The organism is Streptomyces sp. NPDC002580 (assembly GCF_042889485.1).
GTDB lineage: Bacteria > Actinomycetota > Actinomycetes > Streptomycetales > Streptomycetaceae > Streptomyces.
Genome location: NZ_JBIAQZ010000001.1, coordinates 1,228,500 through 1,248,731, shown reverse-complemented (window position 1 = coordinate 1,248,731; position 20,232 = coordinate 1,228,500). Strand labels below are relative to the sequence as shown.

Here is a 20,232-nt window from a genome sequence, read left to right as displayed (position 1 = left end):
GCCCGGTCGATCCGGCGATCGGCGGCGAATGCTGAGTCTGGAGCAATAGTCTGAGATTGATCACGGTCTGCCTCTGCCGAGTTGGGCTACCGCGGCTCGTGGCACTCCCTCGGAGTGCTCCTGGTGCCGCGGGGAGGGCTCGAACCTCCACTGGAACCGTGCATTCACGACAAGCCTCAGGTTCAGCTTGCGCTCCTCGCGCACCCCGGCCGCGGTGCGTTGTGGCCGGGGAGTTCAGAGGCTACCCCTGTGCGAACAGGTAGCCGAAAACAGCGTCGCCGACGCGCTGGTCGACGACGTCCACGCCGTTGGCCTCCTCGCGGGCGAACTTGACCGCCTGCTGCAACTTCTCTACCCGGTCGAGGAGTTCGTTCACGCGCCGCGCGGGCAGGGCGCCGGAGAACTTGACGGTCGTCCAGTAACCGACGGGGATGTCCTCGTAGTACACCTCGACCTGGGCCGGGTGCTTCTCGGTGGCGTCGGCCTTGACGTGGTTCCGCGGGACCTTCTTCGTACGAAGGGTCCGCACCGGCTCGGTCTTCCAGGCGTCGGTGGACGGATCCCGCACCCAGGACTCGGAGGCGTCGAGGACGGGCAACTTCCTGACGAACGTGTTGAGGTCGGTGAGCTGCTTCTCGAGGAAGAGCAGGTAGGACACCGGCACCCCGGCGACGAGCACCCGCCCGTCCACCGACACATCGGCCCTCGCCGCGCAGTTGGCCCAGTCCTTGGTGGCGGTCACGTCGAACAGCCGCGTCAGGGTCGCCGCGGTGGCCCGCAGCACGTCCTCCGCCTGCACCTGGACCCGGGTCGACTCGGGCGGCAGTTGCTCGCCCTCCTCGTCCTTCGGCTGGTACGTCCGCGAGATGCCCGCGAGCAACGCGGGCTTCTGCAGGCCATGATGAGCAGCCGTCAGGTCCTGATGGGACTTGGACTTGATGCCCTTCTCCACTGCGATGATCTGATTGAGTTTCGCCACGTCGGTGACCGTAGCAGCGACGGTTCGAATTGTTCGAAGCATTTTTCGCCCAGGACGGGCAGCACCGCACCTCCGTCCCGAGCCTCTCCCGATCCGCGCCCGTCCTGCACGCCTGGCCGCCCGGCACGCCGTCGGTGGTAATGAGGGTGCGCGGGCCCGTGTCGGACACGCATCATCGGCAGGTTGTCCGTCACCCGTCGGCGGACCCCGTCCGCAGGGAGCCCCATGGTCCGGCGCGTCACCGTTCCCAGCCTGTTCACACCGCCCGTCTACGCGCACGCGTCCGTCGTCGAGGCGGGGACGAGACTGGCCTTCCTCGCCGGTTCCGTACCCCTCGACGCCGAGGGAAGACTGGTCGGCCCGGGCGATCACGTGCGCCAAGCCGAGCAGGTCCTGGCCAACCTCGACGAGCAACTGCGCGCGGTGGGCAGTGACATGGAGCATGTCGTGTCGACCGACGTGTACGTCGTCAGCGGTGAGACCGCGGTGCTGTCCGCGGTCTGGAACGTCGTCGAGGCCTCGGGACTGAGCACCGGCCCGCACTCCTCGACCCTGCTCGGCGTGGCCTGTCTCGGGTACACCGGGCAGCTCGTGGAGATCACGGCGACCGCCGTCGTCCCGGAGGCCGAATCGGCGCCGGGGAGCGGGCCCGAGCACGCCTGACCTGCGCGGAAAGCGCGTCGGGGCGCCTACGGGGAGCGTCTCGCAAGCCCTGCGGATTCCGCGGCCCCGGCCAGGACCCGCCTCAGCATCTCCGGGGTGAGCCGCCCGGTGAAGGTGTTCCGCTGGCTGACGTGGAAGCACCCGAAGAGCTCTACGGAAGCGGGAGCGGAAGCCGGAGCGGAAGTGAATGCGGAAGCGGGGCCGGGGCCGACCCCGGAAGCACCGGCGGCGGACTCGGAAGCGGTCGCCGACGCGGACGCGGTGCCGGCACCCGGTTCCGGCCGCCGTACGAGCGTCACCCGCGCCCCGTGCGCGAACGCCGGACGCGGCCGGGGCACCGTCCACCCCGCTTCCGCGAAGGCCGGCAGGGCGGCCTGCCAGCCGAAGGCCCCGAGGACGACCACCGTCCGCAGCGTGGGCCGCAGCAGCCCCAGCTCCCTGACGAGCCAGGGCCGGCAGGTGTCCCGCTCCTCGGGCGTCGGCTTGTTGGCGGGTGGCGCGCAGTGCACCGGAGAGGTGACGCGGACCCCGTACAGCTCCAGTCCGTCGTCCACGCTCACCGAGGTGGCCTGCGAGGCGAGCCCGAGATCGTGCAGCGCCGCGTACAGCACGTCGCCCGACCGGTCCCCGGTGAACATCCGGCCCGTCCGGTTGCCGCCGTGCGCGGCGGGGGCGAGCCCGACGAGGAGGAGGGACGCGTCGGCCGGCCCGAAGCCGGGAACCGGACGCCCCCAGTACGGCTGGCCGGTGAAAGCGGCACGCTTGGTGGCGGCCGCCTCCTCCCGCCACGCGACGAGCCGCGGGCAGGCCCGGCAGCCGGCGATCCGCTCGTCGAGCACCGTGAGATCGGCGGAGCGGGCCGCGCCTTCCGCCGGAGCGCTGCTGTGCACATCACCACCGTACGACCGCCCCGCCCGCGCCGGATCCGCACCCGCCGGGTGTTGCGTCATCTCCGCGCCCAGGGCCAGGAACCCGCAGATCAGCAGGAAGAGGATCGCGAGGAGGGGCCACACGAAGCGGAGGTACTTGTCGTAGCCGACCTTGGCGAGGGCCACGCCGCCGATGGTGACCGCGGTGATGAACGATCCGATGGCGAGCACGAAGAGGAACACGCCCGCGCTGCCGTACAGCTCACCGGCGAAGTCCGGCCCGACCTGTGCGGTCTTCTCGTCCAGGATTCCGTAGAAGCCGTTGACGGGCGCGAGGAAGAGGTCGTTGAGGCGGTCGACGAAGCTCTGCCCGGAGTCGACGCGGTGATACGTGCCCTGGATCGGCCTGCCCTCGGGCGTGCGGGCGTACTGCCCGGCCGGGATCAGGAACGCCAGCGCCCACACGGCGATCGTGACGATCGCGAGGACGGTCTGCGCACTCGGGAACGTGAACCCGCGCCGGTGCGGCGGCTCCTCGGTGCCGGGTGCCTCGGTGCCGGTCGGGGCGGTCACCGGAGCACCCTCGCGCGGGGCGAGTGGGCCGGGGCGGTCGGCGTGTCCGGGCCCGGCGGCAGCTCCCCGGGGGTCATGGGGCGTCCGCCAACGCCTCGGCGTTCGCCGCTGTGTCCACCTCGGTCCCGTCCGCCGCCGCCCGGACGATGTCATTCGCCAGCCCCGGCGCACTCGGGGGACGACGCATCCGGGGTGGCCCGTGCGACGGAAAAGGCATGCGGTGCGCCGGACCGCGGGCATTAGAGTCGGGGCATGGCTTCTCAGGGTGCTGACGGGGAGATGAAGGCGGCGGGCGCGAGCCCCGACGGTGCGCACGGCGTCGACGGCGACACCACGGCTTCCGGCGCGGCCGGAGCAGCTTCCGCCGCCAGGGCGGCCGCCGCAGCCGGTCCCGCCGCCGGCGAGAGCGTGCGGGTCGACGCCTGGATCTGGTCCGTCCGTCTCGTCAAGACCCGCTCGATGGGTGCCACGGCCTGCCGGGGCGGGCATGTTCGGGTCAACGGGGAGCGCGTCAAACCCGCTTACTCGGTCCGCGTGGGCGACGAGGTTCGTCTGCGACACGAAGGCCGGGAACGGATCGTCGTCGTGAAGCGCGTGATCCGCAAGCGGGTCGGCGCGCCCGTCGCCGTCGAGTGCTACACCGACAACAGCCCGCCGCCTCCGCCGCGCGAGGCCGTGGCTCCGGCGGGCATCCGGGACCGGGGCACGGGGCGCCCGACCAAGCGGGACCGCCGCGAGATGGACCGCCTGCGCGGGATGGAGACGGGCTCGGCCGGCCCCATCAGGTCCGCCGGTCCCGCCACCGGAACGGACTCCGACAGCGGCACGACCGGGGCAACCGGGACGACCCGCTCGGGCCGGTCCTCGGCCTCCGGGGCGTCCCGTCGTTCGGCCGGTCCCCGCTCCTCCGGTTCGTCGCGCTCCTCCGGCACCTCGGCCTCCTGAACGCTCCGCCGGCCCGAAGGCCGTCTGTACGACGTCGAGGGCTCCCCCGGTCCCGGGGGAGCCCTTCGTCCTTCTCCCGTCGTCACCCCTGGCGCCCCACCCGCCGGCGCACCAGGGCGAGCAGTTCGGTCGTGTGACCCCGCCGGGCCCAGGCGATCAGCGCGAGCGGCAGCATCAGGACGAGCGGGGTCGCCGCGTACGGGCCGTGCACGACGGTGATGTTGACGACGAACGCGCCGACCATCAACGCGCTGAGCGCCACCGCCGCCACCGAGTCCAGCAGCGGGATCAACAGGGCGATGCCCCCGGCGAGTTCGAGCGCGCCGATGATGTACATGCCCGTGTGCCCCCAGCCCAGCCTGTCGAACGACTCCACCGCCGACGGGTGCGCGATCAGCTTGGGAAGGGCGCTCGCGATCGCGTAGAAGAGACCGAGGACGATCTGCAGGGCGGTCAAGGAGATACGGGCGCGGCGGGATCGAACGGCGGCCGGGGTGGTGCCGGCGAGAGGGGCGGTGGTCTCGGACACGAGAGTCTCCTGTGTGAAGCGGTGGGTACGGCTTTCACAGAGGTAGACCTGGGGACGGTCGCCAACTCATCGGTGTGAAAGGGAATTTCGCCGCTGGGGGTGCCCCCTCCCCCCTCCCCCGCCCCGCCCCTCCCCCGGCCGCGAACGGGCTCACCCCTTCACTGCCCTCACCCACACCCCGTCGTCCGTCAGGTACCGGTCCACCTTCAGCCCCGCCTCCTCCAGCACCTCCTCGAAACCGTCTCTCGTCAAGGCGCGGGACAGGAACGTCTGGGTCCAGGTGGCGTCCGGGAACACGTATTCAGCGTGTACGCGGTCGACACCGTCTCCGACGGGCTCGCTGGACAGGATGCGTACGACGAAGCCGGACGGGTCGACGCGCTCGCGGGGCACGTCGGTGTGCCAGTCCGCGCCCTCGCGCTGGATCAGCACACAGCCGTCGTCCGCGACATGACGGACGCAGGTGTCCAGCAGCGCCCCGCGCACCCGGACGTCTCCGGTGTGTATGAGGAACGACGGCAGCAGCACCACGTCGAACGTCTCACCGAGGTCGAGGTCCTCGATGGTGCTGGGTATCGTGCGCGCCCCGTGGACGTGCTCCAGCATTTCGGCGGACTCGTCCACCGCCGTGACCGTGAAGCCGAGCTCCAGGAGCGGGTGGGTGATCCGCCCGACGCCGCTGCCCAGTTCCAGGATGTGCGAGGCGGCGGGCACGGCGGAGGTGATGATGTCCGGTTCTGCTCCGACGGGCAGGCGGGTGTAGAGCTCGACGGCGCAGCCGTCCGGTGTGATGGCACCGGGGCCCGTGCCCTCGTGTCCCTGACGCTTTTCGGTCCTCATACCCGTCCAACGGACGGGTTCCGTAGGCCTGTTCCCGTTCAGGGTCACTCGTCCGGGTGGCTTGTTCGAGGCGGGCCCGTCCGATCCACAGCCGTATCCGCACCGGTTCCAGTTCCGGCACCGCCACCGGCACCAGCACCAGCACCAGCACCAGCACCAGCACCAGCACCAGCCGGGGATCCCCGACTACAGCTCGAACCAACCGCGTCCGCCGTACCAGTGTCCGCCGGCCCGCAGGTGGTCCACCACCGCGCGTTCGACGCTGTTGCGCCGCGGCAGTTCACCGAGCGGGACATCGGGATCGCCGAAGACGAAGCCGATGGGAACCGAGTCGTCTGGGTTCGTCTCCCCGCTCTCGACATGGAAGCGGTCCTGGAAACGAACGATGTTGGAGTCGGCGGGCAGGTACCGCTTCAGCTGTGGGTCGAGCAGCCAGGAATTGCAGACGGCTGTCTTGTAGCGCTCGTCGGGGTAGTGGCGGGCGAAGAACTCCCGGGCGAGGGTGAGCGAACGGTCGCACGCGGACGGGGAGAGCGGGCCGCGGAAGTCGGCGATGTGCAGACTCAGGCAGGGGTCGCCGGGGCCCTGGTCCAGGCCCGCCGCCGAGACGGCACGGCTCGTACGGCGTCCCAGCAGCGCCCGCTGGAACTGGAGCCGGCCCAGCTGGAACAGCTCGCCGTGGAAATGCAGGGCGATCCACCAGGGGAACAACAGTCCGGGGCCGCCCACTCTCCTGTGGTGCACGGACACGTGCCGGCCGAGGTCGGCGAGTGTGCGCCGGGAGACGTCGTCCGGGACACCGCGTTCGCGGTGATGGGCGCGGACGGACGGGAGCGCCGCGATGAAGACGTACAGATGGAAGCAGCGCCCGAGTGCCCCGGTCGTCGCGGGGAAAGCGGGCGGTTCCCAGCCCTTGCCGATCTCGCCCATGTCCCGGACGAAGCGGGTGACACAGCGCCCGAGGAGGCTCATGGCCTCCGGGTCCGCGGCCAACCGGGCGCGCAGGGCGACGAGTTCGTTGATGTGCTCATGGGCCACGGACAGGTCGAGCAGGACGTCGGGCAGCTCGTCGGCGTCAGGGAGCACCGCCGGCCGCGGGTCGGTCTCCTCGTACTCCAGGCTCCTCAGCCACTCGGCGAGCCTCGCGTCCTCGCGCAGGGCTTTCAGCAGCACGGTCGCCTCCCCCCGCGGTCGTCGTCCGGACCGCTCTCCCTTGGTGAACGTGCACCACGAAGAGTACGTTTCACCGTAGGAGTGGTGATCCTGATGCGTACGGGCAGTGAACCGATGACAGCGCGCAGTGCTCTTCGGATGCGGCTCTGGCTGAGTGTCTGGGGTCTGATCTGGGCCATTGTCGGGACGGTCGCGTTCATCCTGGTGGCGCGGCCGGGCTGGGCCGCGGCGTGCGGCCTGCTGTGGGTGGTCGCCATCGTGGACATGACCGTGATCCTCCGGCACATCAGGCAGGGCCCGCACTATCAGCCGGGCCGTGACGTCCCGCCGTACGAGCCCGTGGACGACCGGTTCTCGCACCGGCCGCCGGAGCGCCGGCGGCCGTCCAGGCCGTCGCACCCCTGATCAGAACGAACGTCGGCCGCTTCGGTGACACGGTGGGCGGGGAGGCGTGAACACCCGGCCCGGTCCGGACGCCGCCAGGCCACGCGCCCGCGTTGCGCCCCCTGCGTTCCGTAACGCTCCCCCAGCACTTCCGCAGCCCCCGGTCGGAGCCGCTAGGAATCGAACCGTGCCGCTTGCAGGTACTGCGGCGTCGGGTCGAGTGCGGCCGCCAGTCTGAAGTGGCGCTTCGCCTGCTCGGGTCGTCGCTGGCGTTCGTAGGTCCGGGCGAGTGCGAAGTGCGCGAACGCGTTGTCCGGCTCGCGCTCCAGGACGATCGTGAACTCCAGCTCGGCGGGGCGCAGTTGTGCGGCGGCGAAGAAGGCGCGGGCGCGCAGCAGCCGGGCCGCGGTGTTCTCCGGGTGCGCGGCGATGACAGGGTCGAGCAGCTTCACCGCGCCCCGCGGGTCCCGCGCGGCGAGCAGTTGCTCGGCGGCTCGGAAGTCGATGACGTGCGTCTCCGGAGTACGTCCGGTCGGTCCGCTGGTCTCGGGCACGGCAGAGTCCTTCCCTCGCTGCATGGGTTCAACGCCCCTCGCGAGGGGCGCTATTCCTGGGGCCCCCGGGCTCTGGCCGCGAGGTCGGCCCATACGTCCCCGACGCGACGCTCCAGGTCTTCCAGGGGTACGTCGTTGTCGATGACGATGTCCGCGATCGCGAGGCGCTTGTCGCGCGGGGCCTGGGCGGCCATGCGGGCGCGGGCGTCCCCCTCGGTCATGCCGCGCAGGCGGACGAGGCGGTCGAGCTGGGTCTCGGGGCGGGCGTCGACGACGATCACGAGGTCGTACAGCGGGGCCAGGCCGTTCTCCGCGAGCAACGGCACGTCGTGGACCACGACGGCGTCCTCGGGAGCGGCGTCCTCCAGTGCGCGCGAGCGGGTTCCGACCAGCGGGTGCACGATCGCGTTGAGGGCGGCGAGCTTCTCCGGGTCGGCGAAGACGATCGAGCCGAGTCTCGGCCGGTCCAGGCTTCCGTCCGGGGTGAGCACGTCCTCACCGAAGGCGTCGACGACCGCCGCCAGCCCGGGAGTTCCGGGCGCGACGACCTCCCGCGCGATCCGGTCCGCGTCGATCAGCACCGCCCCGTGCTCGACGAGCAGCCGTGACACTTCGCTCTTGCCGGCGCCGATTCCACCGGTCAGGCCCACCTTCAGCATGTCCCGCAGCTTAGGGCCTGCCGCTGACAGGGTGTCCGTCAGGGAGCACGGGAGGCGCGGAGGGACGTCAGGCGTCGCCTTCGCGCTCCGCCAGGAATCGCTCGAACTCCTGGCCGATCTCGTCCGCCGAGGGGATCTCCACCGGTTCCGCGAGCATGTTGCCGCGGCTCTCGGCGCCCGCGGCGGCGTCGTACTGGTGCTCAAGTCCCTGGACGAGGGCGACGAGTTCCTCGTCGCCCTCCTGGATCTGCCGGTCGATCTCGGTCTGGGTGCGGTGCGCCTCGGTCCGCAGGCCGTGCGCGATGCCGGGAAGGACGAGACCGGTCCCGGCCGTGATGGATTCCAGGACCGTCAGCGCCGCGTCCGGGTACGGCGAGCGCGCGATGTAGTGGGGCACGTGCGCGGCGACTCCCAGCACGTCGTGTCCGGCCTCCATGAGGCGGTACTCGACGAGGGACTCGGCGCTTCCGGGGACCTGCGCCTCGTCGAAGGGGCTGCGGTGGCCGGGCACCAGGTCGGTGCGGTTGCCGTGCGGGGTGAGGCCGACGGGGCGCGTGTGCGGGACGCCCATGGGAATGCCGTGGAAGTTGACGGAGAGGCGGACGCCGAGCCGTTCCACGATCTGCTGGACGGCGGCGGCGAAACGCTCCCACTCGGTGTCCGGTTCGGGTCCGGACAGCAGCAGGAACGGCGCTCCCGTGGCGTCCTGGACGAGCCGCACCTCGAGGGTCGGCTCCTCGTACTCCGTCCAGCGGTCGCGCTTGAACGTCAGCAGCGGACGGCGGGCCCGGTAGTCCACGAGCCGGTCGTGGTCGAAGCGGGCCACGACCTGGTGGGGCAGCGTGTCGAGCACGCGGTCGACGATCTGCTCGCCGGTCTCGCCCGCGTCGATGTAGCCGTCGAAGTGGTAGAGCATGACCAGGCCGGCCGACTCCTGGGCGAGCGCCATGTCGACCACGGCCAGGCCCTTCGGCTCCCATGCGTACAAACCCTGCGGATCAAGCACTGTGACCGCTCCTCCTCATGTCCGTACTCCACAACGTGGTGCGGGGCACCGGCATTCCCGACCTGGGCTCCGCACTCGCGCCCGTGCCGGTTCGCCCCACCCCGCGCCGTTTTCTCCGCCGTGACGGCCGACCGGCGGCGGTCCGTCGGCGACAGGGACAGGCGACGCGGGCACCTCGGCGGACCGCGACCAGGACAGCACACGCGTGTTACGAGGACGCGCTCGGAGCGCGGCGAGTGGCGAGGGGCGTCCCGGACGGCCCGTGGATCCCACCGGCCTGGCCGTCGCGGAACCGCGATCTGCTCCCCCGTGCCCCGGACCTGCGGCGGAACCCTGCGGACGGCACGCGGTCGCCATGCCCGTGCCCGTCGTCGGCACCGGCACCGGCACCGGCACCGGCACCGGCACAAGGAGACCGCCCTGCTCGCCTCGAACACGGCGACGAACGGCGACAGACGGGCAGCCGGGGCCCACCGGCGTCGTGCCGGCTTCCCATCACCGTCCGCAAGGGAGCCCGAGCATGAAAGTGGGCCCGCACCGAATCGGTGCGGGCCCACTTCTTTCAGCTACTTGCTAGCGGTGAGCTTTCAGCTCTGGCCGCCGGCGAGCTTCTCGCGGAGAGCGGCAAGCGCCTCGTCCGACGCCAGGGCGCCGGAGTTGTCGTCCGACTCCGAGGAGTACGAACCGCCGCCGCCACCGCCGGAGGCGGCCGGAGCCGCGCTGGAGGTGCTGGCACCCTCGGCCTCGGCCTGAGCGTCGGCCTCGCGGGACTTGATGACCTGAGCCTGGTGCTGCTCGAAGCGCGTCTGCGCCTCGGCGTACTGGTTCTCCCACACCTCACGCTGGGACTCGTAGCCCTCGAGCCAGTCGTTGGTCTCGGGGTCGAAGCCCTCGGGGTAGATGTAGTTGCCCTGGTCGTCGTACGACGCGGCCATGCCGTACAGCGTCGGGTCGAACTCGACCGAGGCCGGGTCGGCACCGAAGGACTCGTTGGCCTGCTTCAGCGAGAGGCTGATGCGACGACGCTCGAGGTCGATGTCGATGACCTTGACGAAGATCTCGTCGTTGACCTGGACGACCTGCTCCGGGATCTCCACGTGGCGCTCGGCCAGCTCGGAGATGTGGACCAGACCCTCGATGCCCTCGTCCACACGGACGAACGCACCGAACGGAACGAGCTTCGTGACCTTACCCGGGACGACCTGACCGATCTGGTGCGTCCGGGCGAACTGCTGCCACGGGTCTTCCTGCGTCGCCTTGAGCGACAGGGAGACACGCTCGCGGTCCATGTCGACGTCGAGGACCTCGACGGTGACTTCCTGGCCGACCTCGACAACCTCGGACGGGTGGTCGATGTGCTTCCAGGAGAGCTCGGAGACGTGCACCAGACCGTCGACGCCACCCAGGTCCACGAAGGCACCGAAGTTGACGATCGAGGAGACGACGCCGGAGCGGACCTGACCCTTCTGGAGGGTGGTGAGGAACGTCTGACGGACCTCGGACTGGGTCTGCTCCAGCCAGGCACGGCGGGACAGGACCACGTTGTTGCGGTTCTTGTCCAGCTCGATGATCTTGGCCTCGAGCTCCTTGCCCACGTAGGGCTGGAGGTCGCGGACACGGCGCATCTCGACGAGAGAAGCCGGCAGGAAGCCACGGAGGCCGATGTCGAGGATGAGACCACCCTTGACCACCTCGATGACGGTGCCGGTGACGATGCCGTCCTCTTCCTTGATCTTCTCGATGGTGCCCCAGGCGCGCTCGTACTGGGCGCGCTTCTTCGAGAGGATCAGGCGGCCTTCCTTGTCCTCCTTCTGGAGAACAAGGGCTTCGATCTCGTCGCCGACCTTGACGACCTCGTTCGGGTCGACGTCGTGCTTGATCGAGAGCTCGCGGCTCGGGATGACACCTTCGGTCTTGTAACCGATGTCGAGCAGGACCTCGTCCCTGTCGACCTTCACGATGACGCCGTCGACGATGTCGCCGTCGTTGAAGTACTTGATCGTCTCGTCGATCGCGGCGAGGAATGCTTCCTCGTTACCGATGTCGTTGACCGCTACCTGCGGGGTGGTAGAGGTGGTCTCGGTGCTGCTCGTCATGTGGGAAAGGGCTCCGGTACGGACAGTGAGTCGTAGGTACTGCTTACGCCGGGAGCCCGTTTCGCTCTGTACAAGCCGGACAGCCGACGAAGCGCCCAACCCGGCGAAAAGCCGGAGGCGCCTCGAAGAACCGAGGGACATACATACAGATGCGAGCACAGCCTGCTACGTCTGAGGAGCGCAGGCCCGCAGCGCAACTTGTAGCATACGGGGGCAGCCGGGCAGGGTCAATGCGCGAAGGCGCACACCCGGGGCGGATCGCCGCAATCCCGGCACAAGACCTGTCTCACAAGGCCACGCGGGCAGTAGGACGCCTCTTTCGTGACACGCCCGAGACGGGTTGGACGGAAGAGTACGACGAGGGAGCCGATCATCCAAGAGCCCGAACCGATCGAACCGGAAGCCACCCGACGCGACGCGGATCTCACCGAGAGCTCCCGGGCGAATCGGGGCTGGTGGGACCGGAACGCGGACGAGTACCAGATCGAGCACGGCACGTTCCTCGGAGACGACCGCTTCGTGTGGTGTCCCGAGGGCCTCGACGAGGTGGAGGCCGAACTGCTCGGCCCTCCGGAGGACCTCAAGGGCAAGGACGTCCTGGAGATCGGCGCCGGCGCGGCGCAGTGTTCGCGCTGGCTGGTGGGGCAGGGCGCGCGTCCGGTGGCCCTGGACCTCTCCCACCGCCAGCTCCAGCACGCGCTGCGCATCGGGGGCGACGTGCCCCTGGTGGAGGCGGACGCGAGCGCGCTGCCGTTCGCGGACGGCTCCTTCGACCTCGCGTGCTCGGCGTACGGCGCGCTGCCGTTCATCGCCGACCCGGTGCTGGTGCTGCGGGAGGTCCACCGGGTGCTGCGCCCGGGCGGTCGTTTCGTCTTCTCCGTGACGCACCCGGTCCGCTGGGCGTTCCCGGACGAGCCGGGGCCCGAGGGTCTGACGGTGGCCTCGTCCTATTTCGACCGCACTCCGTACGTGGAGCAGGACGAGGAGGGCCGCGCGGTCTACGTCGAGCACCACAGGACGGTCGGTGACCGGGTGCGCGACGTGGTGGCCGGCGGTTTCCGCCTGGTCGACGTCGTCGAGCCGGAGTGGCCCGCCTGGAACACCCAGGAGTGGGGCGGCTGGTCCCCGCTCCGCGGGAACCTGATCCCGGGGACGGCGATCTTCGTGTGCGAGCGGGACTGACCCAGGGGATCGGCGGCCGGGCCCGGAAAGTTCCCCGGGCCTGGATCCGGATCACACCAGGAGCCTCCGGGGCTCCGGGGGCTCCCGGGTGTCGAGGGCTTCCTTCCAGCGTCGTCCGGACTTCAGGTCGCGGCTTCGAGTGAGGAAGAGACCCGCGCGCGTCGGCATGCCCGCGCGGGCGGGCGACCCGTGCCCGAGTGGCCCGCCCTGGCCGGCACGCTCCACACGCGCGTGCCGGCCGTGCGCCTCGGGATTCGTGGTGGCCGGGCCCGCGCACCCTCCACGCGCCTGTGAAGGCCGTCGCTGAAGGCCGTCGCCGACTCCGTACGCGGCCGGTTTGACGCTCGTACGAGACTGGGGGCGTGATCCGACACGACGCCCTGGACGCGCTGCCCGTACGCACTGCCCTGCCCGGACTGGACGCCGCTCTGGAGGGGCACGGCAGCGCGGTGCTGGTGGCACCCCCCGGCACCGGGAAGACGACGCTGGTGCCGCCGGCCCTGGCGGGTCTCCTGGACGACGGGCGCCCGGCGCGCCGGGTGGTCGTGGCCGAGCCGCGGCGGATCGCCGCGCGGGCCGCCGCCCGGCGGATGGCGTGGCTGCTGGGCGAGCGGGTCGGCGAGAGCGTGGGTTTCACGGTGCGCGGGGAGCGGGTGGTGGGACCGCGCACGCGGGTGGAGGTCGTCACGACCGGGGTCCTGCTCCAACGGTTGCAGCGGGACCAGGAGCTGGCGGGCGTCGACGTGGTCGTGCTCGACGAGTGCCACGAGCGGCATCTGGACGCCGACACGGTGGCCGCGTTCCTGCTGGACGTGCGGGCCGCGCTCCGTCCCGAGCTGCGGCTGGTCGCCGCGTCCGCGACGACGGACGCCGGGGGCTGGGCGCGGCTGCTGGGCGGCGCGCCGGTCGTCGAGGCGGCGGGGGTGTCGTACCCGGTGGAGGTGGTGTGGGCGCCGCCGACGCGTCCGGTGCGGCCGCCGCACGGCATGCGGGTGGACCCGGTGCTGCTGACGCATGTGGCGTCCACGGTGCGGCGGGCGCTGGCCGAGCGGCCGGGTGACGTCCTGTGCTTCCTTCCCGGGGTCGGGGAGATCACGCGGGTCGCCGGGCAGCTCGGCGGTCTCGGGGACGTCGACGTGCAGCAGGTGCACGGGCGCGCTCCGGCCGCCGCGCAGGACGCGGTGCTCGCGCCGGGCACGCGCCGCCGGGTGGTCCTCGCGACCTCGGTGGCCGAGTCGTCGCTGACGGTTCCCGGGGTGCGGGTGGTCGTGGACTCGGGGCTGGCGCGGGAGCCGCGGGTGGACCACGCGCGCGGGCTGAGCGCCCTGGCGACCGTACGGGCCTCGCAGGCGGCCGGACGGCAGCGGGCGGGGCGGGCCGGGCGTGAGGCGCCGGGCGCGGTGTACCGGTGCTGGACGGAGGCGGAGGACGGCCGTCTGACGCGGTTCCCGGCGCCGGAGATCAAGGTGGCCGATCTGACGGCGTTCGCTCTCCAGGCGGCCTGCTGGGGCGACCCGGAGGCGACGGGGCTGGCCCTGCTGGATCCGCCGCCGGGCGGGGCCATGGCGGCTGCGCGGGCCGTCCTGTCGGCCGTGGGCGCGGTCGACGCCGCGGGGCGGGCCACGGATCGCGGTGTGCGGATGTCGCGACTGGGTCTGCACCCCCGGCTCGCCCGGGCGCTGCTGGACGCCACTCCGGTGGTGGGGGTGGAGCGGGCCGCCGATGTGGTCGCCCTGCTGAGCGAGGAGCCGCCGCGCGAGTACGGCGACGATCTGGCCGGGGCCTGGCGCACGGCCCGGCGTGGGGGCGACGCCTACGCGGCGCGCTGGCGCACGGAGTCGCGCCGGCTCCGCTCCGCGGCGGCCGGTGCCGGAACGGCGCCCCGTCACGCGTCCTCCGCCGACTCTTCCTCCTCCCCTGCTTCCCCTGCCGGCATCTCCTCCGCTGTCTCCGCCTCCTCCCCTTCCTCCGCCTCGGGCTCCTCTTCGTCCGCCTCCGGATCCGGCTCTTCGCCCTCCCGGAGCGCGGGTCCTGGGAGGAGGCCCCCTGGGCCCGACGGCGGAGAGCGTGCCGACGCCGGTGCGGGCGCCCGGGTGCGGGCGGAACCCGGGGACGACGGGGCCGCCGGGCTGGTCGCCGCGCTGGCGTTCCCGGAGCGTCTCGCCCGCGCGCAGGGCGGTTCCCACCTCATGGTCAGCGGGACCCGTGCCGAGGTCGGCGAGGGGTCCGTCCTGCGCGGGGCTCCCTGGCTCGCGGTGGCCGTCGCGGACCGGCCGGTGGGCCGGGGGCACGCGCGGGTGCGGCTCGCGGCCGTGGTCGACGAGCGGACGGCACGGGAGGCCGCGGCGGGCCTGCGCGCGGAGGGCGACGAGGTCCACTGGGCCCAGGGCGATGTCGTCGCGCGGCGGGTGGAGCGGCTGGGGGCGGTGGAACTGGCCGTGCGGCCGTTGCGGGACGCGGCTCCCGGGCTCGTACGGGAGGCGCTGCTGGAGGGGCTGCGGGAGGAGGGTTTCGGTCTGCTGCGGTGGTCGCCGGACGCCGAGGCGCTGCGTCGGCGGCTCGCGTTCCTTCACGGGCGGCTCGGCGACCCGTGGCCGGACGTGTCCGGCGAGGCCCTTCACGCGCGCGTGGAGGAGTGGCTGGAGCCGGAGCTGAGCCGTGCGCGGCGGCGGGCGGACCTGGCCCGGATCGACGCCGGGCAGGCGCTGAACCGGCTGCTGCCCTGGGCGACGGGGGAGGCGGCGCGGCTCGACGAGCTGGCGCCGGAGCGGATCGAGGTGCCGAGCGGGTCGAGGATCCGCGTCGACTACACCGACCCCGGGCAGCCGGTGCTCGCGGTGAAGCTTCAGGAGATGTTCGGGCTGCACGCGTCGCCCGCCGTCGCCGGCGTGCCCGTACTGGTGCATCTCCTCTCCCCGGCGGGGCGGCCCGCCGCGGTCACCGCCGATCTCGCGTCCTTCTGGAAGGACGGCTACAAGGGCGTGCGGGCGGAGCTGCGCGGCCGGTATCCCAAGCATCCGTGGCCGGAGGACCCGGCGGCCGCGGAGGCGACGCGGTACACGAACGCGCGGCTCAGGCGCTGACGGGCTCGGGGTCGGCGGCCGGGGTGGGTGCCGGGTCGCCCGGCCGGCGGCCGCGGGCCTCCAGCCAGAGCGAGAGGGCCAGCAGGGCCGCGCCCAGGAGCAGGAAGCCCCAGGGGAGGTAGGAGGTCATCATCAGGACGAGCGTGCGGTTGGACTTGACCAGGTCGACGGTGCTCCTGATGTAGTCCTCGCGCATCTTCACGTGTCCGGCGAAGGCGGTCACCTTGTCCCGGTCCCCCAGGAGGGTGCCGCCGCGCAGCTCCTCCTTGTGGATCTCCTCGCCGTAGACGGGGGCTCCGGTGACGGGTTCGACCCAGAACCTGCGGACGGTCGTGTACCAGCGGGTGGTGCCGGTCCTGGCGACGTACTCCCGGGTGACGCCCTTGACGGGCATGATCTTGGGGAACTGCACCTTCGTCCAGGGGACGGTCTGCTCGAAGTAGTAGACCTCGACGCCCCGGAAGGTCCGCGTGTCCTTGTAGTGGATGGGCGCGGAGGTGCGGGTCTGCGCGTCGAAGTACTCGTAGTCCCGTTTCTCCGTCCGGAAGGGCCACTTGAACTCGATGCCCTCACGGGTGACGGGGTCGCCGTCGACGGACTCGCCGGTGGCGTGGACGGGGTCCTGGGTGTGGGCGTCGAAGATGTAGCGCTCGGGGAGCTTGGAGACCATCTTTCCGTCGGGGCCCTGGACGTAGGAGAGGGAGTCCCAGACGACGACGTCGCGGCCCGCGGTCCGTTCGATCTTCTCGGAGGCCTCCACGTTGCCCTTGAGGGTCTGTACGACGGTGACCTTGGAGACCTTCTCGGCCTTCATGGAGCCGTAGTCCAGGAGGGTCGCGTTCTTCGCCTCCAGGACCATGTCCTGGTACTGGTTCGCCGGGACCTTGGCCAGGCGGGGGAAGGCGTACCAGCGCAGCAGCGGGGACAGCGCCGTGAAGAACACGGCGAGCGCGAGCAGGATCAGGCTTGCCTTGCGGCGCATCTCGACGGCCCTCCCGGTGCGTGTCAGGGGTGTTTGGGGACGGTGGTCAGCATCGGCTTCGGTGAGGTGTGGCCGGCCGGTGAGCCCATGGCCGTCAGGGTCAGGACCAGTGCGAGGGCCGCGGCGAGACCGGTCGCGGCGGCGATGAGGGCGCGCATGCGGGCCTCCCGAGGACCAGGAACTGATACATCGTCAGGTCCGGCACCGTAGCAACGGCGGGGCGAGATGAGAACACGTGCGCACATGCCTTCGGGGCGCCCCTCCGCCGTGGACGGAGGGGCGCCCCGAAGGCGCGCACGGGCCGCGCGGTGGCGGCTTGGGTCTACGAAGCGGCGGCCACCGTCAGTTCGACGGTCAGCGTCGCGCCGCCCGTGGTGGTGATACGGAGCAGGAAGGTGCCGGTGGTGTCGTCGGCGTACAGCTTCGGCAGCTTCAGGAGGCCGTCCGCGTCCGTGGCGAGGGCCGCGAGGGTGCGTACGGGCTTGCCGTCCGCGTCCTTGAAGTAGGGGCCCTTGTCGTTCTCGCCTGTGTCGTCGGCGGACTTGATCAGGGTCGCCGTCGCGGCGACCTTGCCCGCGACGGCGCCCTTGTAGGTGGCCTTCAGCTCGATCTGGTCGGCGAACTCGCCGCCGGGGACGCAGGTCTGCGCGGTGTCGGCGGTGCGGGCCAGGGCGTCGGCCTGGCGCGCGGTGACGGTCGCCTTGTAGTCGAGGCCGGACAGGACGCGGCCCACGACGGTGACGCGGACCGTGAAGTCGCCGGTCTTCTCACCCGCCACGAGGGCGGGCGCGGTGGCCGTGCCCTTGGCGTCGGTGACGACCGTGGCGACGTTCTCGCCGCCGGTGAAGGCGGCGTCCGTGTCACCGATGACGGTGAAGCGCACGCGGACCTTGGCCACGGCCTTGTCCGCGTCGTCCTCGGTCCGTACGGCGATCTTCCGCGCGAAGGTGTCCCCGGCCGTCGCCGTGAGGCTTCCGGTGTCCGCGTCCGTGAGGTGGTCCACCGTCTCGGTGGGTGTCGGCGTGGTGGCCGGCGGGCTCGTCGGGGGCGGGGTGGCCGGCGGCTTCGGGGTGGTCGGCGGCTTGGGGGTGGTGGGCGGCTTCGGGGCGGGGCTCGTCGGGCCGCCGCCCGGCCTCGGGCTGCTCGGGGGTGACGGCTGCACGGGCGGTGTGGGAGTCGGGCTCGGCGTGGTCGTGCCGTCGCTGTTGTTCGAGGGCAGCGTGCCGGTGCCGTCCGGCACCTCGTGCGTGCCCTTGCGGTAGTACTGCAGCCACGACAGGACGGTGTTGAGGTACTCCGTCGAGTTGTTGTAGCTGAGGATCGAGGCGTTCAGCTGCGACTGGACCGTCATGTCATGGTCGAAGCGGCACAGGTAGTGCCCGGCGGCGAGCGCCGCGTCGTAGATGTTGTTGGGGTCCTTCGCGCCGTCGCCGTTGCCGTCGCGGCCCGCCCACTCCCAGGTGGAGGGGATGAACTGCATGGGGCCCACCGCGCGGTCGTACGAGCTGTCGCCGTCGAAGACGCCGTTGTCGGTGTCCTTGATGCTGGCGAAGCCGTTGCCGTTGAGGACCGGGCCGAGGATCGGCGACAGGGTGGTGCCGTTCGCGTCGACGCGGCCGCCGCGGGCCTGGCCCGACTCGACCTTGCCGATGGCGGCCAGCAGCTGCCAGGGCAGGTTGCAGGTGGGCTTGGACTCGCGCAGCGACGCCTCGGCCTGCTTGTAGGCGTCGAGGACGGTCGCGGGGATGCCCGCCTCGGCCGCGCCCGTCGCGGCGGGCGTGCCGCTCCCCACGGTCGGGGCGGGGTTCGGGCTCTGCAGCGGCGGAAGGTCCGTGTAGTAGCGCGAGTTGCCGGACGCCGTGCCGTGGCCGCCCGGGTCTGTCGCGTCCTGGCCCGCGTCGGCGCCGGTCGTCCGTCTGCCGTGGTCGTCGGCGCTCACTCCGGGGGCCTGGGAAGCGGACAGAGCCGCGACCGCGACCGCAGCCACAGCGGTGGTTGCCGCGCCCTTGCGCAGCCTCCTGCCGAATTGCGCCGCCATTGAGTGAACCCCTCCCACGGACGACGGGCCGAGCCCGCCGTCTCCCCTGTCCCAGTGTCTTCGCCGCTTCCGGGCCACGCTCCCCCGGGCATGGCGACCCAGGTGACCCTACGACAACTTCCTTCGTCCGGGGACCCGTTCGCGCCCGGTATTCACCAGTTGGCCATGAGCCGACGTCCCGCGATACTGGCCGCCAGTGATCAACCGGCCGGACATACCCGGCCAACAGCTGCCGCAGGGAGACGACTTGCCCTTCACCCTCAGTCACGCCGCGGCCGTACTTCCCGCCGTGCGCGGTGACGGAAGCGGTCGCGGCCGATTGATTCCCGCCATCCTGGTGACGGGTTCCTTCGCGCCCGACCTGACCTACTACGCGGCGAGCGCGCTGCCCGGGGCGATGGAGTTCGGCGCCTTCACCCACGCGTTCACCGGAGTGTTCACCGTCGACGTGCTCATCGCCTGGGCGCTGGCGAGCGCCTGGCTGGTGGTGCGTGAGCCGTTGGTGGCACTGATGCCCCCCGCGCGACAGGGGCGCACGGCCCTGCTTCTGCGCTGCGGGAGCCCGCGCGAGCCGGTGCGCGCGCCGGTGGTCCTGTGGTGGTACGTCTCCGCGGCCCTGGGCGCCCTGACGCATGTGGTGTGGGACGCGTTCACGCATCACGACCGGTGGGGGACGCGCCTCCTTCCCGTCCTCGGGCGGGACGTGGCGGGCTCGCCGCTCTACTGGCAGGTCCAGTACGGCAGCTCGGCGGTGGCCGCGGTGGTGATCGTGAGCTTCGTGGTGCTCGCGCTGCGCCGCACTCCGGACGGCCCGGTGGTGGGGGTCCCGGTCCTGTCCGCCGCCGACCGGTGGCTGGCCGGTGCGGTGATCGGATGCTGCGCGCTGGTGGGAGCGGTGCAGCGGGCGCTGCGCTGGTGGGCGTACCAGGGGTCCGCCGCGAAGCCGTGGGAGCTGGTTCCGACGCTGTGCTTCGGCGGGGGTGCGGGGCTGGTCCTCGGCCTCGGCGCGTACGCCGTCGCGGTCAGGGTGTGGCGTCCCGCTCCGGTCCGCCCGGGCCCGGCGGCGTCCCGTGCGGAGCCGAGCCGTCCTACGGCTCGCTGACCCAGGGCTCTGGGGCGCCGCCCCGGCACGGGCCGCGTCGGCGGCCGAGGCCCTGGTGCACGGCCCGGGCGATGCGCTCGATCGCGCGGACCCCGGTCACCCTCACCGCCACCGTCCTCGGATTGTCGTACGAGAGGACGAGGACGCGGTGGGTGCGGAAGGGGCCGGTGAACACGCCGAGGCTTCGGACGCGCCTTCGGCCGGCTCCGTCGGCGAGCTCGGGGGGCGTCAGGCCGGCGAAGCCGGGACCGGGGCCGTAGGGGGCGCTGTCCCGGGCGGTGCGGCCGGGGTTGTACGGGGAACGGTCGGCCGCGGGCAGCCGGGCGGTGCTCGCTCGCGCGGCGACCGCGGGCACCGGCGGGAACAGCACCGGGACGACGGCCGCGGTCACCCTGGCGGTCGCGACCGCCACGGTCGCGGCCATGGCCGTTCGGCGGTGGAGCGTGCGTATACCCATGCCCGCATCCTTACGGGGTCCCGCCGCGCGGTGCTCCTCCGCGAGAGCCACGCGGGTGAAGGTCCGCTCCCGGCGCCGACGGACGCGGGCCCCGCACCTCACGGTGCGGGGCCCGGGC

Annotated in this window: 19 protein-coding genes; 6 read left to right on the top strand and 13 right to left on the bottom strand. The window is 72.1% G+C overall.

The annotated features are described in order from the left end of the window. Positions 1 to 241: 241 nt before the first annotated feature. Positions 242 to 979, bottom strand: coding sequence for a hypothetical protein (locus ACFYW7_RS05355; RefSeq protein WP_389498033.1), 738 nt, complete (start codon positions 977 to 979; stop codon positions 242 to 244). A 225-nt stretch (positions 980 to 1,204) separates the two neighbouring features. On the opposite strand from ACFYW7_RS05355, the gene ACFYW7_RS05350 reads away from it, so the two are divergent. Further along, positions 1,205 to 1,642 carry a RidA family protein gene (locus ACFYW7_RS05350; RefSeq protein WP_389498030.1) on the top strand — a complete coding sequence of 146 codons (438 nt, stop codon included), beginning with the start codon at positions 1,205 to 1,207 and terminating at the stop codon, positions 1,640 to 1,642. Between the two features lie 26 nt (positions 1,643 to 1,668). On the opposite strand, the gene ACFYW7_RS05345 is transcribed toward ACFYW7_RS05350, so the two are convergent. Further along, a complete protein-coding gene (locus ACFYW7_RS05345; RefSeq protein WP_389498596.1) occupies positions 1,669 to 2,592 on the bottom strand; it encodes a uracil-DNA glycosylase in 924 nt (307 codons plus the stop codon). A gap of 744 nt (positions 2,593 to 3,336) precedes the next feature. Between ACFYW7_RS05345 and ACFYW7_RS05340 the strand changes: the two genes are divergently transcribed. After that, the gene (locus ACFYW7_RS05340) at positions 3,337 to 4,029 is read left to right on the top strand and encodes an RNA-binding S4 domain-containing protein (protein WP_389498028.1); all 693 of its coding nucleotides are present in this window, start codon (positions 3,337 to 3,339) and stop codon (positions 4,027 to 4,029) included. An 82-nt stretch (positions 4,030 to 4,111) separates the two neighbouring features. On the opposite strand, the gene ACFYW7_RS05335 is transcribed toward ACFYW7_RS05340, so the two are convergent. The 3 genes from ACFYW7_RS05335 to ACFYW7_RS05325 all read right to left on the bottom strand — a co-directional run bounded on the left by ACFYW7_RS05335 (position 4,112) and on the right by ACFYW7_RS05325 (position 6,571). After that, positions 4,112 to 4,558: a DoxX family protein gene (locus ACFYW7_RS05335; protein WP_389498026.1), complete on the bottom strand. Its 447-nt coding sequence runs from the start codon at positions 4,556 to 4,558 to the stop codon at positions 4,112 to 4,114. 150 nt (positions 4,559 to 4,708) lie between these two features. Beyond that, on the bottom strand, positions 4,709 to 5,398 hold the full coding sequence (locus tag ACFYW7_RS05330; RefSeq protein ID WP_389498024.1) for a class I SAM-dependent methyltransferase: 690 nt from the start codon (positions 5,396 to 5,398) through the stop codon (positions 4,709 to 4,711). A 186-nt stretch (positions 5,399 to 5,584) separates the two neighbouring features. Beyond that, the gene (locus tag ACFYW7_RS05325; protein WP_389498022.1) at positions 5,585 to 6,571 is read right to left on the bottom strand and encodes an acyltransferase domain-containing protein; all 987 of its coding nucleotides are present in this window, start codon (positions 6,569 to 6,571) and stop codon (positions 5,585 to 5,587) included. 93 nt (positions 6,572 to 6,664) lie between these two features. On the opposite strand from ACFYW7_RS05325, the gene ACFYW7_RS05320 reads away from it, so the two are divergent. Beyond that, positions 6,665 to 6,976 carry a DUF6343 family protein gene (locus ACFYW7_RS05320; RefSeq protein WP_389498020.1) on the top strand — a complete coding sequence of 104 codons (312 nt, stop codon included), beginning with the start codon at positions 6,665 to 6,667 and terminating at the stop codon, positions 6,974 to 6,976. Positions 6,977 to 7,128: 152 nt separating this feature from the next. Here the strand turns inward: ACFYW7_RS05320 and ACFYW7_RS05315 are convergent, their stop codons facing one another. The 4 genes from ACFYW7_RS05315 to rpsA form a co-directional block, all read right to left on the bottom strand. Then, positions 7,129 to 7,509, bottom strand: a complete 381-nt coding sequence (locus ACFYW7_RS05315) for a tetratricopeptide repeat protein (RefSeq protein ID WP_389498017.1) — start codon at positions 7,507 to 7,509, stop codon at positions 7,129 to 7,131. Positions 7,510 to 7,559: 50 nt separating this feature from the next. Continuing rightward, the gene (coaE, locus tag ACFYW7_RS05310; protein ID WP_389498015.1) at positions 7,560 to 8,168 is read right to left on the bottom strand and encodes a dephospho-CoA kinase; all 609 of its coding nucleotides are present in this window, start codon (positions 8,166 to 8,168) and stop codon (positions 7,560 to 7,562) included. A gap of 67 nt (positions 8,169 to 8,235) precedes the next feature. Further along, positions 8,236 to 9,174: a PAC2 family protein gene (locus ACFYW7_RS05305; protein WP_389498013.1), complete on the bottom strand. Its 939-nt coding sequence runs from the start codon at positions 9,172 to 9,174 to the stop codon at positions 8,236 to 8,238. 587 nt (positions 9,175 to 9,761) lie between these two features. Next, positions 9,762 to 11,270: a 30S ribosomal protein S1 gene (rpsA, locus tag ACFYW7_RS05300; RefSeq protein ID WP_389498011.1), complete on the bottom strand. Its 1,509-nt coding sequence runs from the start codon at positions 11,268 to 11,270 to the stop codon at positions 9,762 to 9,764. Between the two features lie 321 nt (positions 11,271 to 11,591). On the opposite strand from rpsA, the gene ACFYW7_RS05295 reads away from it, so the two are divergent. Together ACFYW7_RS05295 and ACFYW7_RS05290 are read left to right on the top strand one after the other, a co-directional pair. After that, positions 11,592 to 12,452, top strand: a complete 861-nt coding sequence (locus ACFYW7_RS05295; RefSeq protein WP_389498009.1) for a class I SAM-dependent methyltransferase — start codon at positions 11,592 to 11,594, stop codon at positions 12,450 to 12,452. A 362-nt stretch (positions 12,453 to 12,814) separates the two neighbouring features. Continuing rightward, positions 12,815 to 15,535, top strand: coding sequence for an ATP-dependent RNA helicase (locus ACFYW7_RS05290; RefSeq protein ID WP_389498006.1), 2,721 nt, complete (start codon positions 12,815 to 12,817; stop codon positions 15,533 to 15,535). Here ACFYW7_RS05290 and ACFYW7_RS05285 read toward each other — a convergent pair. From ACFYW7_RS05285 to ACFYW7_RS05275, 3 genes are all read right to left on the bottom strand, one after another. Then, positions 15,525 to 16,517 (bottom strand): DUF3068 domain-containing protein, encoded by a 993-nt coding sequence (locus ACFYW7_RS05285; protein ID WP_389498004.1) that lies wholly within the window; start codon positions 16,515 to 16,517, stop codon positions 15,525 to 15,527. The two genes, ACFYW7_RS05290 and ACFYW7_RS05285, sit on opposite strands and share 11 nt — an antisense overlap. Before the next feature lie 23 nt (positions 16,518 to 16,540). After that, positions 16,541 to 16,675, bottom strand: a complete 135-nt coding sequence (locus tag ACFYW7_RS05280) for an SPW_0924 family protein (RefSeq protein ID WP_389498002.1) — start codon at positions 16,673 to 16,675, stop codon at positions 16,541 to 16,543. 164 nt (positions 16,676 to 16,839) lie between these two features. Further along, positions 16,840 to 18,555, bottom strand: coding sequence for a lytic transglycosylase domain-containing protein (locus ACFYW7_RS05275; RefSeq protein WP_389498000.1), 1,716 nt, complete (start codon positions 18,553 to 18,555; stop codon positions 16,840 to 16,842). A 247-nt stretch (positions 18,556 to 18,802) separates the two neighbouring features. On the opposite strand from ACFYW7_RS05275, the gene ACFYW7_RS05270 reads away from it, so the two are divergent. Beyond that, entirely contained in the window at positions 18,803 to 19,657 is an 855-nt protein-coding gene (locus tag ACFYW7_RS05270) for a DUF4184 family protein (RefSeq protein WP_389497998.1), read from the top strand. Here ACFYW7_RS05270 and ACFYW7_RS05265 read toward each other — a convergent pair. Further along, a complete protein-coding gene (locus ACFYW7_RS05265) occupies positions 19,644 to 20,114 on the bottom strand; it encodes a hypothetical protein (protein WP_389497996.1) in 471 nt (156 codons plus the stop codon). The genes ACFYW7_RS05270 and ACFYW7_RS05265 overlap by 14 nt on opposite strands. Between the last annotated feature and the right edge of the window lie 118 nt (positions 20,115 to 20,232).